Consider the following 15,596-nt stretch of genomic DNA (forward strand, 5'->3'; position numbering starts at 1 on the left):
AGGATAGGTAGATCATCGGCCTATCCACAACCCCGCTGGTCGAACGGGGTTTCCCCGGGCGTCATGTGACGGCGGCTCACCCGGACGTCCACCGCGGGAGCACGGCCGGCCGGCGCGGGCCCCGACCGCTGTCGCCGGGGCCCGCGCCGCGTGATCCCCGCGTCTACGTCCGGACGACGATCACGTCGATGCCCCGCCCCGGCGGCGTCTCCACGTTGCCGGCCACGTCCGTGGCGGTGGACGTCACCCGGTAGACGCCGAGGCCGGACGGCGGCCGCACCCGCCAGGTGCAGTGCCGGTGCGTGCCGTCCGAGCAGCTGAGCTCGGCGCGTTGCACCAGGGTCGGGCCGGGCACCTTCGAGGTGAACACGACGTCCACGTGGTCGACGCCGGAGGCGTTGTCACCGGCGGTACCGGTGACGTACTGGTCGTCGTGCGGCCCGCCCGCCGGGACGGCCACGAAGATCGCCTCGGACGCGGTGGTGAAGGCCGACGTCGGCGCGGTCCGGTCGAGCCGGACGGTGTACGTCTTCTCGGTCTCCTCGTTCCCCGCCCGGTCGGTGGCGTGGAAGGTGACGACGGTCTCGCCCTCCTGGGTGATCGTCAGGGCGGCCGTGCCGCCGGGCACGGTGGTCTCCGGGGTGGTCTGGGCGCCACTCGTCCGGTAGCTGACGCCCGCGACGCCCGAGCCACCCGGTTCGTCCACCGCGGTCAGGGTGACGTGCCCGTCGGCGGTGATCCAGCCGGCCGGATTGGTGGTCGAGCCGAGCGCGGCCGTGGTGACCGGCGGCGTCCGGTCGATCCGCACCGTGAGGGCCCTGGCGTCCTCGGTGTTCTGCGCGCGGTCGACGGAGCGGTAGGACAGCGTGTGGACGCCCGCGGTGGTGACCGGCACCGGGCCGGTGTAGCCCGTCCAGCCGCCGCCGTCCAGGTCGTACTCGGTCCGGGCGACCCCGCTGAGGTCGTCGGTGGCGCCCAGGGTGACGGTGACGTCCCCGTTGTTCCAGCCGGCGCCGTTCGGGGGCGGGTCGGCGGTGGCGGTGGTGACCGGCGCAGCGGTGTCGACCGGCTGGATCTGCTGGAAGACCTGCGCGTCGGGCTCGTGGATCTTCTGCGGCGCCGGGAGGCCGGGCACGGTGGCGCCGCCGATCGCCCCGCCCTTGAGGCGGATGTGCGCCCAGTCGTCGTACCCGTCGAGCTTGACGCTCTGCACGCCGTCCTTGTTCACGTCGGAGGAGACCGTCCCCGGGTCCTTCGAACCGTTGCAGTTCCAGTCCATGTAGCCGGCCGTGTCGACCCGCGCGGCGATGAACGCACCACCGCAGTTGCGCTTGACGTCGTAGCGCACGCCGCTGCCGGTGGCCGGCGGGGACGCCTCGTCCAGGTGGGTCTCGTCGAGGGTGGTGGCGGTCCGGGAGTAGTCGACGAACCGGTCGGCCCCGTGCGGCAGGCCGTCGCCGGAGTACAGGTAGTTCATCACGCTGAAGTAGTGCGGCTTGAAGTTGAGTTCCTCGAAGCCGCCGTGCTGCAGCCCCAGGTTGTGCCCGAGTTCGTGCATCAGGTCGGTGGCCTGCTCGTTCTTGTCGCCGACCTGGCCGGTCTGGTTGCCGAGGGCGAGGACGATGTCGCTGCCGCCGTCCGGGGAGATGCCGGTCCAGGAGGTGCCGGGGACGAGCAGGTGCGCGGCCACCGCGTAGTGGAACACCGGTGCGCGGCCGGAGCTGACGAATCCTCCCTTGCCCTTCTTGATGGCGTCGAAGGCGTTCCACTGGTACCGGCTGTCGTTGTTGCAGCTGCCGTCGCCGTCGCAGGTGCCGAGGTTGGTGGTCTCGGCCAGCTGCCGGGCGCGGCTGTACCCGCCCCAGGTCTGTCCGGTGGCGAAGTTCATGATGCTGTCGGGCCCCGCGTCGATGTGCAGGTTGACGCCGGAGCCGGGCGCACCCCGGCGCTGGACCGGCGCGTTGGCGAAGGCGTCGACGAGCAGCTTGGCCGCCGCCGCGTCGAACCGGTGGCTGTGGGCGTTGCCGGGGCTGGTGTCCTCCATCCAGTCGACCTGGATGAAGATGTCCGGCTTGTTGACGTCGGCGCCCATGGCGGGCAGGTCGATGAACTGCATTCCGCTGCCGTCGCCCGGGTCGAGGGAGACGCCGTGCTGCTTCCACTCGTCGGCGATGCCGTCGCACATCTTGGAGTTGCAGTCGAACGCGTACGTCGCGGTGGCGTCGTTGCCGTCGCCCCCGGTGCGGTTGATCTTGTAGCCGCTCGGCACCGTCTCGTTGTAGCTGTTGGAGCCGTAGAACGGGTTGTCCCAGTGGATCCGCAGGTCGGGCCCGCTCTCGCCGTCGATCGCGAAGAAGGCCGACCCCTCGGTGCCGGTCATGAAGCCGCAGGACTCCGACTCCCAGCTGGCGGACGCCCCGGCCTCGATCCGGGCGGGCGGCTCGTGGGTCCAGCACCCGTGGTCGAGGTTGTCGCTGGTCAGCACGAGCGCCTGGTCACTGGTGTTGTTGAGGACCACCGTCGTGCTGCGGGCCGCCCGGACGGAGGCCTGGGCCGGCGGCGGCGCCGTACCGAACCCGGTTCCGGCTCCCAGCAGTGCCAGGCCGAGCACCGCCACGGCCCGCCCGGCCCGGCCGCGCCACCGCCCGCCGCGTCGTTCGTGTCTCATCCGCCCTCACTCTCCGTATCGGATCCGCCCCACGCTCACACCGTGGGGCGGCCCCCGGCCCCGGGCACCCAGGCGGAGCCCGAACGGGGAGGGAAGACGATCGAACGGCCGGACCGGCTGGCCTCCCCGAGTGAACGGGCCCCGGACGTCCGAAGGTCGAGGCCGTGAGATCACGGCAGCGGGCCCGGTCGTACCGGAGTGGGAGTCGTACCGGGCTGGGACCCGGGAGGCGGAGCTCCCACTGCCGGCTCGGTGTCCGCCCGCCCTACGTCCCGGCCTGCCGGTAGAGCGTCACCAGGAGGCCGTGCACCGGCTCGCCCTCCGGATCCTCCTCGGCCTCGTCGACCAGCGCGGCCAGCGCCTTGGCGAGCTTCGCCGCCTTGGCCGGGCTGAGCCTGATGTGGCGCAGCGTCAGGAGGTGGCCGGTGGGCGAACGGTCCAGCTCCTGGGCGACGGCGCCGAACAGCGCGGCCGTGCCCTCCGCCTGCGGTTCGGCGACGAGGAGTCGCTCGGCGCTCCGCCGGTAGTACTTCTCGGTGCCGCCGCGCACTGTCCGCGTTCCCGCGTCCTGGACCAGTCCCGCCTCGCCCAGCACCCCGAGGTGGTGGGAGACGCTGCCCTTGTTCACCCCCAGCTGTGCGGCGAGCCGACTGATCGTCGACGGCCGGGCGCTGAGGGCGAAGAGCAGGCGCTGGCGCAGGGGGTGGGCGAGTGCGGTGTGCTGCCGGGACGTGCTGATCCGCTGGACGTCCTCGTCCGGTTGGTTGCTCACCCGATCAAGCGTTAAGGACGTTTGACGCTTTGGCAAGCCGCTGGTCTACTCCCTCCCATGACCTCCACCTCCACCACCTCGCTGCCCGAGCTGGACACCGCCGCCGTCGTCGAGTCGATCGCCGACCTGGTCGGCGCGAACTACGTCTTCCCCGACGTCGCCCGACAGTTGGCGGCCCTGCTGCGGCGCCGGGGCGCCAAGGGCTCCTACCGGGCCGGGACCGCAGAGGAGTTGGCCGAAGCCGTCACCGCGGACCTGCGGTCCGTCAACGGCGACCTGCACCTGGCCCTCAAGCACCACGCCGCCCCGGTGCCGCCCGAGCGGGGCGCGGCCGGACTCGCCGAGATGCGCCGGGAGTTCGACGCCTCCCTGTGCGGTGTCCCGCGGGTGGAACTCCTCGACGGCGGCGTCGCGGTCCTGGAGATCGGGCCCAAGATGTTCCCGCTGGACTGGGCGGCACAGCCGCTGGCCGCGGCGCTCTCCCTGGTGGCCCCCGCCCGCGCTCTGATCCTGGACCTGCGCCGCAACACCGGCGGCGATCCGGACACCGTCGCCTTCGTCTGCGGCTACCTCCTCGACGGCCGCACCCACCTCAACACCATGCTCTCGCGACAGGGCGAGCTGGCCGAGCAGTCCTGGACTCCCCCGTTCGTCCCGGGCGCCCGCTTCGGCGGCAGCAAGCCGCTCTCCGTCCTGACGAGCGGGAACACCTTCTCCGCGGCCGAGGAGCTCGCCTACGACCTGCAGCAGCTCGGACGCGCCGAGGTCGTCGGGGAGGCCACCCGGGGCGGCGCGCACCCGCGGGAGGGCTGGACGGTGCACCAGCACCTGGAGCTCAGCGTGCCCGTCGCCCGCGCGGTCAACCCGGTCTCGGGCACCAACTGGGAGGGCACCGGCGTCCGCCCCGACGTCCCGTGCGACGCCGGGGCGGCGCTCGACCGCGCGCTCGACCGGACGGTGGCGCGCCTGGCCTGACCCCGCGCCGCACGCCGAGGGCCCGGGCCGGAGCGGACTCCGGCCCGGGCCAACGGTGTTGTCGCTAGCCCTGCGCCGCTCGCCGACACGCGTTCCCCGCGAGGACGGCGGGCACGTAGTCCCCCCGCAGGAGGTGGTACCACTGCTGGAAGGCCGTCTGGCCACCGGCCGCGCCGACCAGGCAGGCGTCCTCCGCAATCTGTGCATCGGCGTCCGGCTTGTTCTCCAGGACGTAGTAGAAGCAGCCCTGCGGGGTCGCGCTCGCGGCCGGGGCGAGCGCGACGGCGCCGCCCAGCGCGAGGGTGAGGCCCGCACTCGCGGCGACGATCCGTCGTACCGGCTTCATCGTGATCGGTTCCTTCCAGTGGTCGCGGAGTCGGTGACCGGGGAATGCGGGATTCCCCCCCCGGGCCCCGGCCCCGGGACGGAACTACCGACGCCGCGCGCCGACGCCCCGCCCGGGATCACCCGAACGCGAGCACCGCGAGGCCCCGGCGCGGACGGGCGCCGGGGCCGTGGGCCGATGGGGCCGGGGACGAGCGGTGGGGGTGGGTCGTGCGGACGGAAACGCCTGGTCAGCAGCCGAAGTTGATCGATCTGAAGGTCGCGTAGTGGTCGCCGGTGTAGTAGTCCTCGTGGTAGCGCTTGCCGGTGACGATCCGGCGGGCGCCGCGGGTCGGCGAGCCGGGTGTGACCACGGTGTACTCGTGGTAGTAGCCGTACGACTGGTTCGGCAGCACGCGCTCCTTGTTCTGGAACACCACGCCGTCCTGGCTGTACGGGAACGGCCCATTGGACGCGATCAGGTTGAGCGTGGTCCGGGCCTGCGAGGGCAGCGCGGTCAGGCAGACCGAGCCGCTCACCGCGGCGTGCGCCTCGGTGGCGACCGCGACGGGGGCCAAGGTGGTCAGGGTGACGGCGGCGACGGCGACAGCGCGAGTCGTCCACGCGCGTAGAGTGCGGGTCATGACAACCAGCATGGCGACCCCCGGAGCCGGCCGGAAGCCCTGATCCAACTCTTCACCTCGGGTCAACTCGGCGTACCGGCACAGGCCTTGACCTGGTCAGCGACCGTCGGGGGAGGCTTTCGGGGCGGCCGGGGCGGCTCGGCGTTCCCGGGGGCGGACGGCGCCGAGCAGCAGCCCGGTCAGTTCGTCGACCACCTGGTCGAGGGTGGCCTCGAACTGGCCGGCCGTCCAGTCGTGCAGCAGGCCGTTGACGGCGCCGATGAAGGCCGTCGCGGCGATCCGGTGGTCCCGGGGGGCGATCTCGCCCCGGGCGGCGGCCGCCGCGGCCTCGGCGAGGATCAGCTCCACCCAGCGGGCGCGCCGGAGGAGCCGCTGGCGTTCCAGCGCCGCGCTCACGCCGACGATCTCCACGAAGGTGATCCGCAGTCGGCGCGGGTCGCGGGTGACGGCGGTGACGTAGGCCCGCAGGACGACCGTGACGCGCTGCTCGAAGCCGTCCGCCGCCGCGTCGGCGAGGGCCCGGACGACCTCCTGCTCGGTGAGGTCGTTGACCCGCAGGTGCAGTCGGGCGAGGACGTCCTCCAGGTTGCGGAACTCCTCGTAGAACTGCCGCGTGGAGAGCCCGGCGGCCTCGCAGAGCGCCGTCACCGAGGAGGCGCGGTAGCCGGGGCCTGCGCCGAACAGTTCCAGCCCGGCCGCGAGGAAGCGCTCGCAGCGCTCCGCCCGCCGCTCCTGCGCGGACCTGCCGCCGTACGTGCCCGTGGCCGTGCCCATCCGCGCCCGCCCCTCTCCGCTCCGAACACCGTCCCGGGACGATTGTCGGTGACCGGGGTCTTGCCAGGCGGCCGCACCCCTCCCTACCGTCGGGTAGCGCAATCTGACAAACCGTCTTTTCAGACTTCGTGCCACCGCGAAGGAGCGACGATGCCCCGGTCAGGTTCCCGACGCCGTCCAGGCGTCCGATCCCTCTGCACCCTGGCGGCCGCCCTCGGCCTGCTGCTGCCGGCCGCCGCCACCGGCCACGCCACCACGCCCGCGGCACTCCGGGAGGTGATGTTCGTCGGCAACAACTGGGAGGGCACGGCCGACGCCATCGAGCCCTCCGGCGCCCTCACCAGGATCGGGCGGATCGACGTCATCCCCGACAAGGACCAGCGCCTCGCCGAGATCTACCTCGACCCGGTCAGGCTCGGCTACTTCCTCGGCATCCGGCTCGGCCCGGGCGAGGGCCACGACCAGTTCGTCGACGACATGTACACCACCCCGGACGCCTCCGCCCTGGTCGTCTCGCGCCCCAGCTTCGCCGACGTGGTGTCCCTGGACCTCGCCACCGGGCGGATCAACTGGCGCTTCCCCGTGGCCGGTTACCGCGCCGACCACATGGCGCTCTCCCCCGACGGCACCCGGGTCGCCGTGTCCGCCTCCACCGCGAACACCGTGCACGTCCTGGACGTCAGGACCGGCGCCCAGCTCGGCTCCTTCCGCACCGGCGACAAGCCGCACGAGAACATCTTCACCGACGGCGGCCGACAGCTCTGGAACATGTCCATCGGCAACGTCGAGACCGCCCTCGACGCACCGTGGTTGGACTGGACGAAGGGCGACCGGCACATCACCGTCGTCGACACGGCCACGTTCGCCCCGATCAGGGTCATCGACATGCGCAAACGGCTGGACGACGCCGGCCTCGGCGGGCTCTCCAACGCCGTCCGCCCCGCCGTCTTCTCGCCCGACGGCTCCCGGCTCTACTTCCAGGTGTCCTTCTTCAACGGCTTCCTGGAGTACGACGTCGCCGCGGACCGGATCACCCGGGTGAAGACGCTGCCGGGCAGCCCGGGCACCGACGGGGACCGGACCACCTGGCCCAACGACTCCCGCCACCACGGCCTGTCGATCAGCCCGTCGGGCGACAAGCTCTGCGTCGCGGGCACCGTCGACGACTACGCCACCGTCGTCGACCGCGCCACGCTCCAGGAGGGCCCGCTCGTCCCGGCCTCCAAGCCCTACTGGGCGACGGTCAGCGGGGACGGCCGGTCCTGCCTGATCTCGGAGAGCGGCGCCGACCAGGTCACCGCGATCGACTTCGCGACCGGGCGCAAGACCGCCTCGGTCTCCGTCGGCCGCCACCCCCAGCGGGTCCGGCCCGGCCGCGTTCCCAGCGGCTGGACCGGACCGGCCACGGGCTGAGGCCCGGCGCCTCGCCGGGGCCGGGCCTCAGCCCGGCCCCGGGGCCGCCGGACAGCCGCCGATCAGCCGCGCGACAGCACCAGGGACTGCACCGCCGGGAGCCGGCGCCAGTCGCTGGAGACGATGCTGGCGTGCGCCCCCGCCAGCTGCTGGGTGCGCGCCCGGGCCTGGTCGGCCGTCGGGTCGGTGGCGCTGATGGCGGGCGCCACGTTGTGGGCGTCCGTCATCACCAGCAGGTAGTGCGAGCGGTCGTACCATCCGGTGTCGATGCCGTTGACGTAGGTCGCCGCGTCGCCGTCGAAGACCACGAACCAGGGCCGGATGCCGGCGTCCGCGCCGGTGTACGCGCTGCGCGGGTCGCCGGCGGCGGCGCCGTGCACGGCCGGGAACAGCTGGGCGTCCTTGATCCGGCCGGCGGCCGCGAGGTCGCGCAGGTGGCGGCCGTACTCGACGTCGGTGTGCAGGGTGTCGAAGGGGTTGCCCTCCTCGACGGTGCCCGGGATCGCGTAGAGCAGGACCCGGCCGGCGAGCGCCGAACGGCTGGGCCAGTTGCCGGCCCGCACCGCCTCGTCGACGCTGGCGTACGCGCCGCCGCCGGGCTTGGCCAGCAGGTCGGCCGGGCGCAGCACCGCCGGGCCGAGGTGGGCGGCGATCAGCGCGTCCAACTCCTTGGGGCCCATCCCGTGGTTGGCGGAGAAGCCCGCCTTCAGCTCCAGCTTGACGACCAGCGGGCCGGCGGCCGGGTGGGCCGCGAGCCAGACCCGGACGTCGTCGAGGCAGTTCTCCAGGTTCTTGTTGGCGCCCCCGCCGTACAGCTGCGCCGGGGTGGTGGCGGCGGTGCAGTTGTTGGAGTTGCCGAGCGGGTTGGAGTGGCTGACCTTCCACTCCTTGGTGACGATGTCGGTCCAGACGTCCAGCTCGATCATGCCGGTGCCGGTGTCCAGCCCCTGGGCGAGGTAGGGGTAGGCGGCCGGGTCGTAGGTGTTGTGCAGGCCCACGGTGGTGGCCGAGCCGAACGGCAGGTCGCCGGCGGCGTCCTCGGCCGCGTCGGCCGACGCCGTCGAGATCAGGGCCGCCGAGGCTGCGAGCAGGCCGGCGGCCAGGAAACCGGCCGTGGTACGGCGTGCGGTCATGGGTGTTGTCCCCCCGGGTCGAGATGTGCCTTCCGGCGGCCCCTCCCGGACCGCCCCGCGAAGCATCGCCCACCCGGGCGTGCGCAGGGTGAAGAAGACACGACAATGTCGTGACGAGAATAGCGGGCGGGTCCCGACCGGCTGCGAGCGGCCTCCGGTCACCGGCCCGGGCGGTCGGGGCCCGCCCCGCGCCACGCCCTGCGGCGGGGAACCACGGCGCTGTCAGGGGCCCGGGTTAGGGTGCCCGCACGCGGTGCGGCCCCCTCCGCACCGGAGCGTCGAGCACTGGAGGAACTCCCGTGTCCCTGGTCCGTGTCCACAACTTCTCGATCTCCCTCGACGGCTACGGGACGGGCGAGGGGCAGACCCTCGACTCCCCGTTCGGCCACGCCGGCACCCGGCTGCACCAGTGGTTCTTCGGGACCCGGACGTTCCGCCGGATGCAGGGCCTGGAGGGCGGCGAGACCGGCGTCGACGACGCGATGGCCCGCACCTGGGCCGACGGCATCGGCGCGGAGATCATGGGGCGCAACAAGTTCGGCCCGCAGCGCGGCCCGTGGCAGGACGAGGACTGGAAGGGCTGGTGGGGCGCCAACCCCCCGTTCCACACCCCGGTGTTCGTGCTGACCCACCACCCCCGCCCGACCGTGGAGATGGAGGGCGGGACGACCTTCCACTTCCTCGACGCCACCCCGGAGGAGGCGCTGCGCCGCGCCCGGGAGGCGGCGGGCGGCCAGGACGTCCGGATCGGCGGCGGACCCGGTACGGTGCGCGCCTTCCTGGAGGCCGACCTGATCGACCACCTGCACGTCGTCGTGGTGCCGATCGTGCTGGGCCGCGGGGAGTCGCTCTGGGCCGGGCTGGAGGGCGTCGAGGAGCGCTTCCGCACCGAGGCGGTGAGCAGCCCCAGCGGCGTGACCCACGTCACCTTCACCCGCAGGTAGGCCGGTGGGCCGGCCCGCCCGGGCGTGCGGGCGGGCCCGGCGTACGGGCGAGAACGGCCGGTGGCCTCCCCGCGGGTGCGGGAAGGCCACCGGCCGTCGGCCGTGCCGTCCGGGTCAGACCCGGTCGGCCGCGATCAGGACGTACTGGAACGAGCCGTCCTTGTAGGAGTTGATGAACGCCTCCTCGATGCCGGTGACCAGCGAGGAGGTCGCGCGCAGCTCCCAGTAGGGCAGGGTCGCCGGGGTGAGGTCGATGACGGCCTGCGGGACGAGCCGGTTGTCGGCCATCGCCCGCAGGTACTCCCGGCGGGAGTGGATGTTGCACTCGAAGTGGGCGTTGATCTGCGACACCCACTTGGAGGGCTGCCCGTACGCCGGGTTCCAGCAGCCGGTGATGGTCACGTAGCGGCCGCCCACCGAGAGGACCCGGGAGTGCTCGGCGAACAGGTCGTGCAGGTCCACGTACATGCTGGACTCGTTGTTCCAGGAGCCCGCGATCTGGCCGGTCTCGAAGGGCATGTCGAGCATGTTGCAGACCTGGGAGCGGACGAAGTCCCCGATGCCCAGCTCGTCGGCGCGGTTGTTGCCGAACTCGGCCTGCTTCGCGGAGAGGGTGACGCCCCGGACCCGGCAGCCGAAGCGCTGGTGGGCCATCACCATGGAGCCGCCGCGGCCGCAGCCGGCGTCGACCAGGGTGTCGCCGGGCCGGATCGGGCCCAGGTGGTCGAGGAGCAGCTCGGCCTGGGCGGACTCCAGGCGGTGCAGCTCGGTGATCACCTTCTTCTCCCGCTCGCTGTCGGCCGGGTCGCCGATGGCGGCCTGGTCGACGTCGCCGATGCCGTAGTGGTGGTGGTACAGGCCGTCCACGTCACCGAGGCGGAGGTTGACCGGCCGGGCCTCGTGGTCCCAGTACCGCGCGATGTCGCCCTGGTAGGGAGTCGCCGGGCCGGGGATCGCGGCGTTCTGGGTGGTGAGGTCATCGGTCAGGGACATGCGTCAGCTCCTAGCGGGTGGTTTTCGGTGGTGGCACGCGGGCGTGCCGGGGAGGTGCTGGTGGCCGGACGTGCCGGGGCCGCCGGGGCGGTCACCAGAAGTCGGGCAGGGTGTAGCGGTAGGAGTTGGTCTGGTGCCAGTGGTGGTTGCCGTCCAGCCAGGCGGCCACGCCGCGCAGGAAGCGCACCAGGGTCGGCACCGGGCAGGCCGCGGCCAGGGCGGCCGCCTCGGCCTCGAAGGCGTGCATCAGCTCGTTGTGGACCTCGACCGCCTTGAGGTAGGCCTCCTTGTGCGGGACGCCCTCGCGCCGGGAGATCACCACCGGCAGGTTCAGGTGCAGTCCGGGGCTGGACAGCTCCTTGGTGTAGGAGTACAGGTCGTTGACGATCGTGGTGGCGTTCCCGGCCAGCGCGATCACCCGCTGCATGGCCGGCAGCGCGTGGAGTTCGGCGGGCAGCTCGTAGCCGCCGACGGTGTCGGTGATCGTCGGGCAGGGCCGGAAGTTGTTGAACTGGCGCATGGCCAGGTACTCCCACACCTCCGGGACGTGGTCCGTCTCGTCCCAGGCCGCCTCGGCCAGGTACCCCATGTGCAGCCGCGCCATGTCGTGCCGGAAGCGGTCCGCCTGCGAGGGCGTGGAGGCGCGGGTGAAGTACTGCATCGCCGAGTGGTACGCCCGCCGGGGCGGGTCCTCGGCGAGCGAGGCCTCCCACGCGGGGTGGTACTCCGCCGTGGTGTGCAGCGGGTCGAGCGCGGTGTGCGCGAGCAGCAGGCGGCCGCCCAGGCCGACCGGCGAGCCGCCGAGGTCCTCGCAGTAGCAGTCGTCCACCGCGTTCTCGGCGACCATCAGACGGGCCGCGAGCATCAGGTGGTCGGTGCTGGGCGCGTCGGGGTGGCAGGCCACCATGTAGCGCCCGGTGGAGAACCCGTCGAAGTCCTTCTCCCACTCCACCGGGTAGAGCTGGATCTCGTCGATCGCCCAGGCCTTGATCCTGAGGCTGAGCTCCTCCACGCGCGCCGGGTCGGGCTCGGCGATCGGGTGGTGGTAGAGGCCCGGGATCGGGTCCCCCGGCTGTGGCTTGCCGGCGCCCGTCGGTGCGGCCGCCGCGGGCGCGCTCGGGTCGGCTGCACTGGGGACGCTCGCGGTGGGTGTCGCCGCCCCGAACGGAGCCGGTACGGGCGCGGTCGGGATCGCGGCGGTCGGCGCCGGCCCGGCCGGCACGGGCTCGGCCGAGGACGGGGCGGACGGCGTCAACTGCAGCCCGGCGGTGCCCAGTCCGCTGGGTCCGCGCAGGATCCGCTCGATCGCCGGTGAGCTCATGACCCCACCGCCGGGGCGGCGCGCTCGGGCCGTCGCCCGGGTGGTGTGTCCGATCTGGTGCACAGGGGCATGGAGCCTCCTCTGGTGAAGGATCGCAAGATATGACGGTTTGTCACCTCGCCTGCGGAGCAGGGGTTCTTCGCACCTGGCCCCGTCTCGCTCGCTTCCCAACCGTAGGCGTGCAGGGCCGTCCGGAATCGCAACGGACGATCTTCTACACCCGATTAGGTGAACGTATGGGCGTACGGCGTTTGAAACGCCTCTTCGTCATGCATTGGTAAACCCGCGCTCCGGGCAGGCACTCCGCGCGCCCCCGCAGGCACGACTCCGACGTCGACGCCCGGCCGGCGGCCGGAACGTGCGCACCGGTCACATGACTCGCGCACGTCCCTTCCGTTCCGAGTACGGATCTGACACCATCGTCCGCTATCCGGTGATCATGGGCGGGCGGGCACCGGCCCGGGGCTCCCGAGGGGCACTCGGCCGGGCGGACCCTCGCCGCGGGTCCGGTTCGACGGCCCCACGGGCACCGGCGCGAACCGCCAGGGGGAGGAACGGAATGGACGGGTCCGTCGGACGCGGTCTGCGGCAGGCGGCCGCCGGGCTGCGGCACCTGGAGGAGAGGTGACCGCTCCGGCCGACACCCGCGCCCCGGACGCCGACACCGCCCGGCCGGCCGGCGGACACCGGCCCGCGCCCTGGGTCCGCACCCGGCTGCGCTCGGGCCGGACGGCCGCCCTGCTCATGGCGGCGCTCGCGTTCGGCACCGTGCTGCTCGCCGCCGCTCTCCCGCGCGTCCTGGACCGGGGCGCGGACGAGGCCTTGCACGGTTTCCTGAAGGACCGCGGCCCCTCCTGGAACATCCTGCTCGCCACCGCCGACCACCGGTCCGACGCCGCCGACCTCGACGAGGTCGCGCGGACGCTCGGCTCCCGCCCCGGGGCGACCTTCCGCTACGCGGCGTCCGGCCCGGTCTACGGGGCACGCGGCGACGAACCCCGCGAGCTGGACAACCCCGGCTACGCGCGCCCCGACGGCCTCCGGCCGAAGCTCGGCCTGGTCTACCTCCAGGGCATCACCACCCGGGTCACCGTGGTGGCGGGCACCTGGCCGACGGGCGACGGCGGCCGCGGGCCGGTGCCGATCGCGCTCAGCAAGGCCGCGGCCACCACCATCGGCATCGGCCTCGGCGACGTCCTCCAGGGCGGCGAGGGACCGGACCGGGAACTGGCCCGGGTGGTCGGCCTCTACACCGTCGACGACCCGCACGACCCGTACTGGGCCGACCTCGGCTGCGTCGACCGCGCCTGCGTGCGGGGGAACCCCCACCTCCTCCTCGCAGCTGACGGGATCGTCGCCGCGGACGGCCTGGACAGGCTCGCCGACTGGGGTGTCCACACGACCGACTTCTGGCGCCTGCCGGTCGACACCGGCGCCCTGCACGCGCGCCGACTGCCCGAGACCAGGCGGGAGATCGCCGGGTACACCGGCGGCTCCACCGTCGTCGGGCTGGCCACCGCCACCGGCCGCAACGACCTGACGATCTCCTCACAGCTGCCCGCCGCCTTCGACCGGGCCATCGCCCGGCAGGGCGCCGTGGCACCGCTCGCCGCGATCGGCCCGGCCGGACTGGCCGGGGTCGCCGCCGTGGTGCTCCTCCTCACCGCCGGCCTGACCACCGAACGGCGCGCGGCCGAACTGCGGCTGCTCCGGGCCCGCGGCGGCTCGCGCGGCGGAATCCTGCTGCGCCTGCTCGGCGAGGGCGCGGTGACCGTACTGCCCGCCGCCGCGGCCGCGACCGCCCTGGCCCTCCTGCTGGTGCCCACCCCACGCTGGACGGACGCCGCCCTGGCGGCCGCCGCCACCACCCTGATCGCCCTGCTGGCGTTCCCCGCCCGCGCGGCCCTGTTCCGGTCCGCGCCGCGCCCGGGGAACGGGGGCCGCCGCCTCGTCGCCGAACTCCTGGTGCTGGCCGTCACCGCCGCGGCCGTCCTGGAGGTCCGCCGCCGCGGCCTCGCGCCCACCGGCGCGGGCCTTGACCCGCTGCTGGTCGCGGCACCGCTGCTGCTCGCCGTCACCGGTGGCCTCGTGCTCGCCAGGCTCCAGCCCGTCGCGGTCGGGGCACTCGCCCGCAGCGCCGGACGGCTCCCCGGCCTGGTCGGCTTCCTCGGCCTGGCCCGCGCGGCCCGCGGCCCCGGCGGTCGGGGCCGCCCCTCCCTGCTGCCGATGCTCGCGCTGACCCTCGCCGTCACCACGGCCGGGTTCGGGGCCACCGTGCTGGACGCCGTCGAAGGTGCCCGGGTGCGCGCCTCCCGGACCGTCGTCGGCGGGGACGCGGCCGTCGGTGCGCCGACCGGCGCCTCACTGCCCTCCCGGTTCACCGAGGCGGCCGCCGCACTGCCCGGAGTCCGGCTCGCCACCGGTGTCTGGTGGGAGAGCGAGGTGTACCTGCTCGGCACCGACGTCGGGCCGACCAGGGTCAGCGCCCTGGTCGTCGACCCCCAGGCCTACGCCGAACTCTCCCGCAGCGTCGGCCGCGGCGCGTTCGACCCGGCCGCCCTCACCGGCGCCGGCGGAGCCGACGCGCCGGTACCCGCCCTCTTCAGCACCGCCCTGGGGGACCGGTTCAGCGGTGGCGGCTACCGGTTGCGGTGGCCCGACGGCTGGGAGCTCGGCACCGCCGACGCCGGCCGGATCGCCACCACCCCCGCGCTGGTCGGGGACGACCGCAGGTTCGTCGTGCTGCCGGCCGGCCCCGCGAGCGCCCGGCTCCCCCAGCCCGGGCAGCCCAACCTGTGGTTCGCCGTGGGCGACGTCGACGAGAAGGAGCTGACCCGGCTGGTGCGCGAGACGGCGCCGCCGGTGGCCTGGCGGCTCACCCTCGGCGAGCACCCCGGTGAGGCCCTCTCCGCCGAGGCGAGCGGGGCCGTGTCGCCGTCCGCCGCCGCGCCCTCCGCCGTTGCATCGTCCGCCGTCGCGCCGGGGGCGGGCGCGGGCACCGGGGCCGCGGCCGACGGCGTCTCCGGGCCGTCCGGGAGCGCCGGGGCTGCCGGGGCTGCCGGGGCTGCCGGGGCCGTCAGCCTGCCGAACGGCTACCGGGTGCACACCGCCACCGCCCTGGCCGACGAGCTCGCCGGCGACCCGCTGCAGCGCTCGGCCACCCGGCTGTTCTGGGCGGCGGTGGTCGGCGCCGCCGGATTCGCGCTGCTCGCCGTCCTGCTGACGCTGGTCCGGACCGCCCCCGAACGCGCCGCGCTGCTCGCCCGGCTGCGCACCATGGGCCTGCGCCCGCGCCAGGGCCTGGCCCTGATCCTCGTCGAGACCCTGCCGCAGACCCTCGTCGCGGCCGTCGGCGGCGGAGTGGCGGCACTGGCCGCGACCGCCCTGCTCGGGCCCGCGTTCGACCTCTCCGCCCTGGTCGGCACCGACGTCCCGCCGGGGCTGCGGCCCGCGCTGGTGCCGGTCCTGCTCCAGGTGCTCGGGCTGACGGCCCTGGTCACCGCCGGTGTGCTCGCCGAGGCACTGGTCTCCGGGCGGCGCCGGATCACCTCCGAGCTACGGGCGGGGGACCGGCACTGACGAACGGTGCGCCGGTCTCCGGCCACACGGCCGGGGCGGGCGACCGCGACGGCGAG

Annotated in this window: 12 protein-coding genes; 4 read left to right on the forward strand and 8 right to left on the reverse strand. The window is 74.0% G+C overall.

The window, feature by feature from the left end; genetic code table 11:
* Positions 1–163: 163 nt before the first annotated feature.
* Both ACFYUY_RS28170 and ACFYUY_RS28175 read right to left on the reverse strand, forming a co-directional pair.
* Positions 164–2,668, reverse strand: a complete 2,505-nt coding sequence (locus ACFYUY_RS28170; RefSeq protein WP_387904740.1) for an OmpL47-type beta-barrel domain-containing protein — start codon at positions 2,666–2,668, stop codon at positions 164–166.
* 265 nt (positions 2,669–2,933) lie between these two features.
* Positions 2,934–3,440 carry a winged helix-turn-helix domain-containing protein gene (locus ACFYUY_RS28175; protein ID WP_360215574.1) on the reverse strand — a complete coding sequence of 169 codons (507 nt, stop codon included), beginning with the start codon at positions 3,438–3,440 and terminating at the stop codon, positions 2,934–2,936.
* Positions 3,441–3,497: 57 nt separating this feature from the next.
* Between ACFYUY_RS28175 and ACFYUY_RS28180 the strand changes: the two genes are divergently transcribed.
* Positions 3,498–4,415 (forward strand): S41 family peptidase, encoded by a 918-nt coding sequence (locus tag ACFYUY_RS28180; RefSeq protein ID WP_387904743.1) that lies wholly within the window; start codon positions 3,498–3,500, stop codon positions 4,413–4,415.
* A gap of 64 nt (positions 4,416–4,479) precedes the next feature.
* Here the strand turns inward: ACFYUY_RS28180 and ACFYUY_RS28185 are convergent, their stop codons facing one another.
* From ACFYUY_RS28185 to ACFYUY_RS28195, 3 genes are all read right to left on the reverse strand, one after another.
* Positions 4,480–4,761: a hypothetical protein gene (locus tag ACFYUY_RS28185; RefSeq protein ID WP_387904745.1), complete on the reverse strand. Its 282-nt coding sequence runs from the start codon at positions 4,759–4,761 to the stop codon at positions 4,480–4,482.
* A 229-nt stretch (positions 4,762–4,990) separates the two neighbouring features.
* Positions 4,991–5,383 carry a ribonuclease domain-containing protein gene (locus ACFYUY_RS28190; RefSeq protein WP_360215586.1) on the reverse strand — a complete coding sequence of 131 codons (393 nt, stop codon included), beginning with the start codon at positions 5,381–5,383 and terminating at the stop codon, positions 4,991–4,993.
* 96 nt (positions 5,384–5,479) lie between these two features.
* Positions 5,480–6,157: a TetR/AcrR family transcriptional regulator gene (locus tag ACFYUY_RS28195; RefSeq protein ID WP_387904748.1), complete on the reverse strand. Its 678-nt coding sequence runs from the start codon at positions 6,155–6,157 to the stop codon at positions 5,480–5,482.
* Between the two features lie 150 nt (positions 6,158–6,307).
* On the opposite strand from ACFYUY_RS28195, the gene ACFYUY_RS28200 reads away from it, so the two are divergent.
* Positions 6,308–7,570, forward strand: a complete 1,263-nt coding sequence (locus ACFYUY_RS28200; RefSeq protein ID WP_387904751.1) for a YncE family protein — start codon at positions 6,308–6,310, stop codon at positions 7,568–7,570.
* Positions 7,571–7,632: 62 nt separating this feature from the next.
* Here the strand turns inward: ACFYUY_RS28200 and ACFYUY_RS28205 are convergent, their stop codons facing one another.
* Positions 7,633–8,703 carry a phosphatidylinositol-specific phospholipase C domain-containing protein gene (locus ACFYUY_RS28205; RefSeq protein ID WP_360215595.1) on the reverse strand — a complete coding sequence of 357 codons (1,071 nt, stop codon included), beginning with the start codon at positions 8,701–8,703 and terminating at the stop codon, positions 7,633–7,635.
* Positions 8,704–9,002: 299 nt separating this feature from the next.
* Here ACFYUY_RS28205 and ACFYUY_RS28210 point away from each other — a divergent pair, with 299 nt between their 5' ends.
* A complete protein-coding gene (locus ACFYUY_RS28210) occupies positions 9,003–9,647 on the forward strand; it encodes a dihydrofolate reductase family protein (RefSeq protein ID WP_387904754.1) in 645 nt (214 codons plus the stop codon).
* A gap of 114 nt (positions 9,648–9,761) precedes the next feature.
* Here the strand turns inward: ACFYUY_RS28210 and ACFYUY_RS28215 are convergent, their stop codons facing one another.
* Together ACFYUY_RS28215 and ACFYUY_RS28220 are read right to left on the reverse strand one after the other, a co-directional pair.
* A complete protein-coding gene (locus ACFYUY_RS28215; protein ID WP_360215601.1) occupies positions 9,762–10,640 on the reverse strand; it encodes a geranyl diphosphate 2-C-methyltransferase in 879 nt (292 codons plus the stop codon).
* Positions 10,641–10,731: 91 nt separating this feature from the next.
* Entirely contained in the window at positions 10,732–11,961 is a 1,230-nt protein-coding gene (locus ACFYUY_RS28220; RefSeq protein ID WP_387904757.1) for a family 2 encapsulin nanocompartment cargo protein terpene cyclase, read from the reverse strand.
* 624 nt (positions 11,962–12,585) lie between these two features.
* Between ACFYUY_RS28220 and ACFYUY_RS28225 the strand changes: the two genes are divergently transcribed.
* Positions 12,586–15,540 (forward strand): hypothetical protein, encoded by a 2,955-nt coding sequence (locus tag ACFYUY_RS28225; RefSeq protein ID WP_387904760.1) that lies wholly within the window; start codon positions 12,586–12,588, stop codon positions 15,538–15,540.
* The last annotated feature ends 56 nt before the right edge of the window (positions 15,541–15,596 follow it).

It is taken from the genome of Kitasatospora sp. NPDC004745 (genome assembly GCF_042873275.1).
GTDB lineage: Bacteria > Actinomycetota > Actinomycetes > Streptomycetales > Streptomycetaceae > Kitasatospora.

Excerpts from the sequence above, each read along its gene's own strand:
- ACFYUY_RS28190 (WP_360215586.1), bottom strand. The coding sequence starts at position 5,383 with ATGACCCGCACTCTACGCGCGTGGACGACTCGCGCTGTCGCCGTCGCC.
- ACFYUY_RS28185 (WP_387904745.1), bottom strand. The coding sequence starts at position 4,761 with ATGAAGCCGGTACGACGGATCGTCGCCGCGAGTGCGGGCCTCACCCTC.
- ACFYUY_RS28195 (WP_387904748.1), bottom strand. The coding sequence starts at position 6,157 with ATGGGCACGGCCACGGGCACGTACGGCGGCAGGTCCGCGCAGGAGCGG.
- ACFYUY_RS28200 (WP_387904751.1), top strand. The coding sequence starts at position 6,308 with ATGCCCCGGTCAGGTTCCCGACGCCGTCCAGGCGTCCGATCCCTCTGC.
- ACFYUY_RS28215 (WP_360215601.1), bottom strand. The coding sequence starts at position 10,640 with ATGTCCCTGACCGATGACCTCACCACCCAGAACGCCGCGATCCCCGGC.
- ACFYUY_RS28220 (WP_387904757.1), bottom strand. The coding sequence starts at position 11,961 with ATGAGCTCACCGGCGATCGAGCGGATCCTGCGCGGACCCAGCGGACTG.
- ACFYUY_RS28205 (WP_360215595.1), bottom strand. The coding sequence starts at position 8,703 with ATGACCGCACGCCGTACCACGGCCGGTTTCCTGGCCGCCGGCCTGCTC.
- ACFYUY_RS28170 (WP_387904740.1), bottom strand. The coding sequence starts at position 2,668 with ATGAGACACGAACGACGCGGCGGGCGGTGGCGCGGCCGGGCCGGGCGG.
- ACFYUY_RS28180 (WP_387904743.1), top strand. The coding sequence starts at position 3,498 with ATGACCTCCACCTCCACCACCTCGCTGCCCGAGCTGGACACCGCCGCC.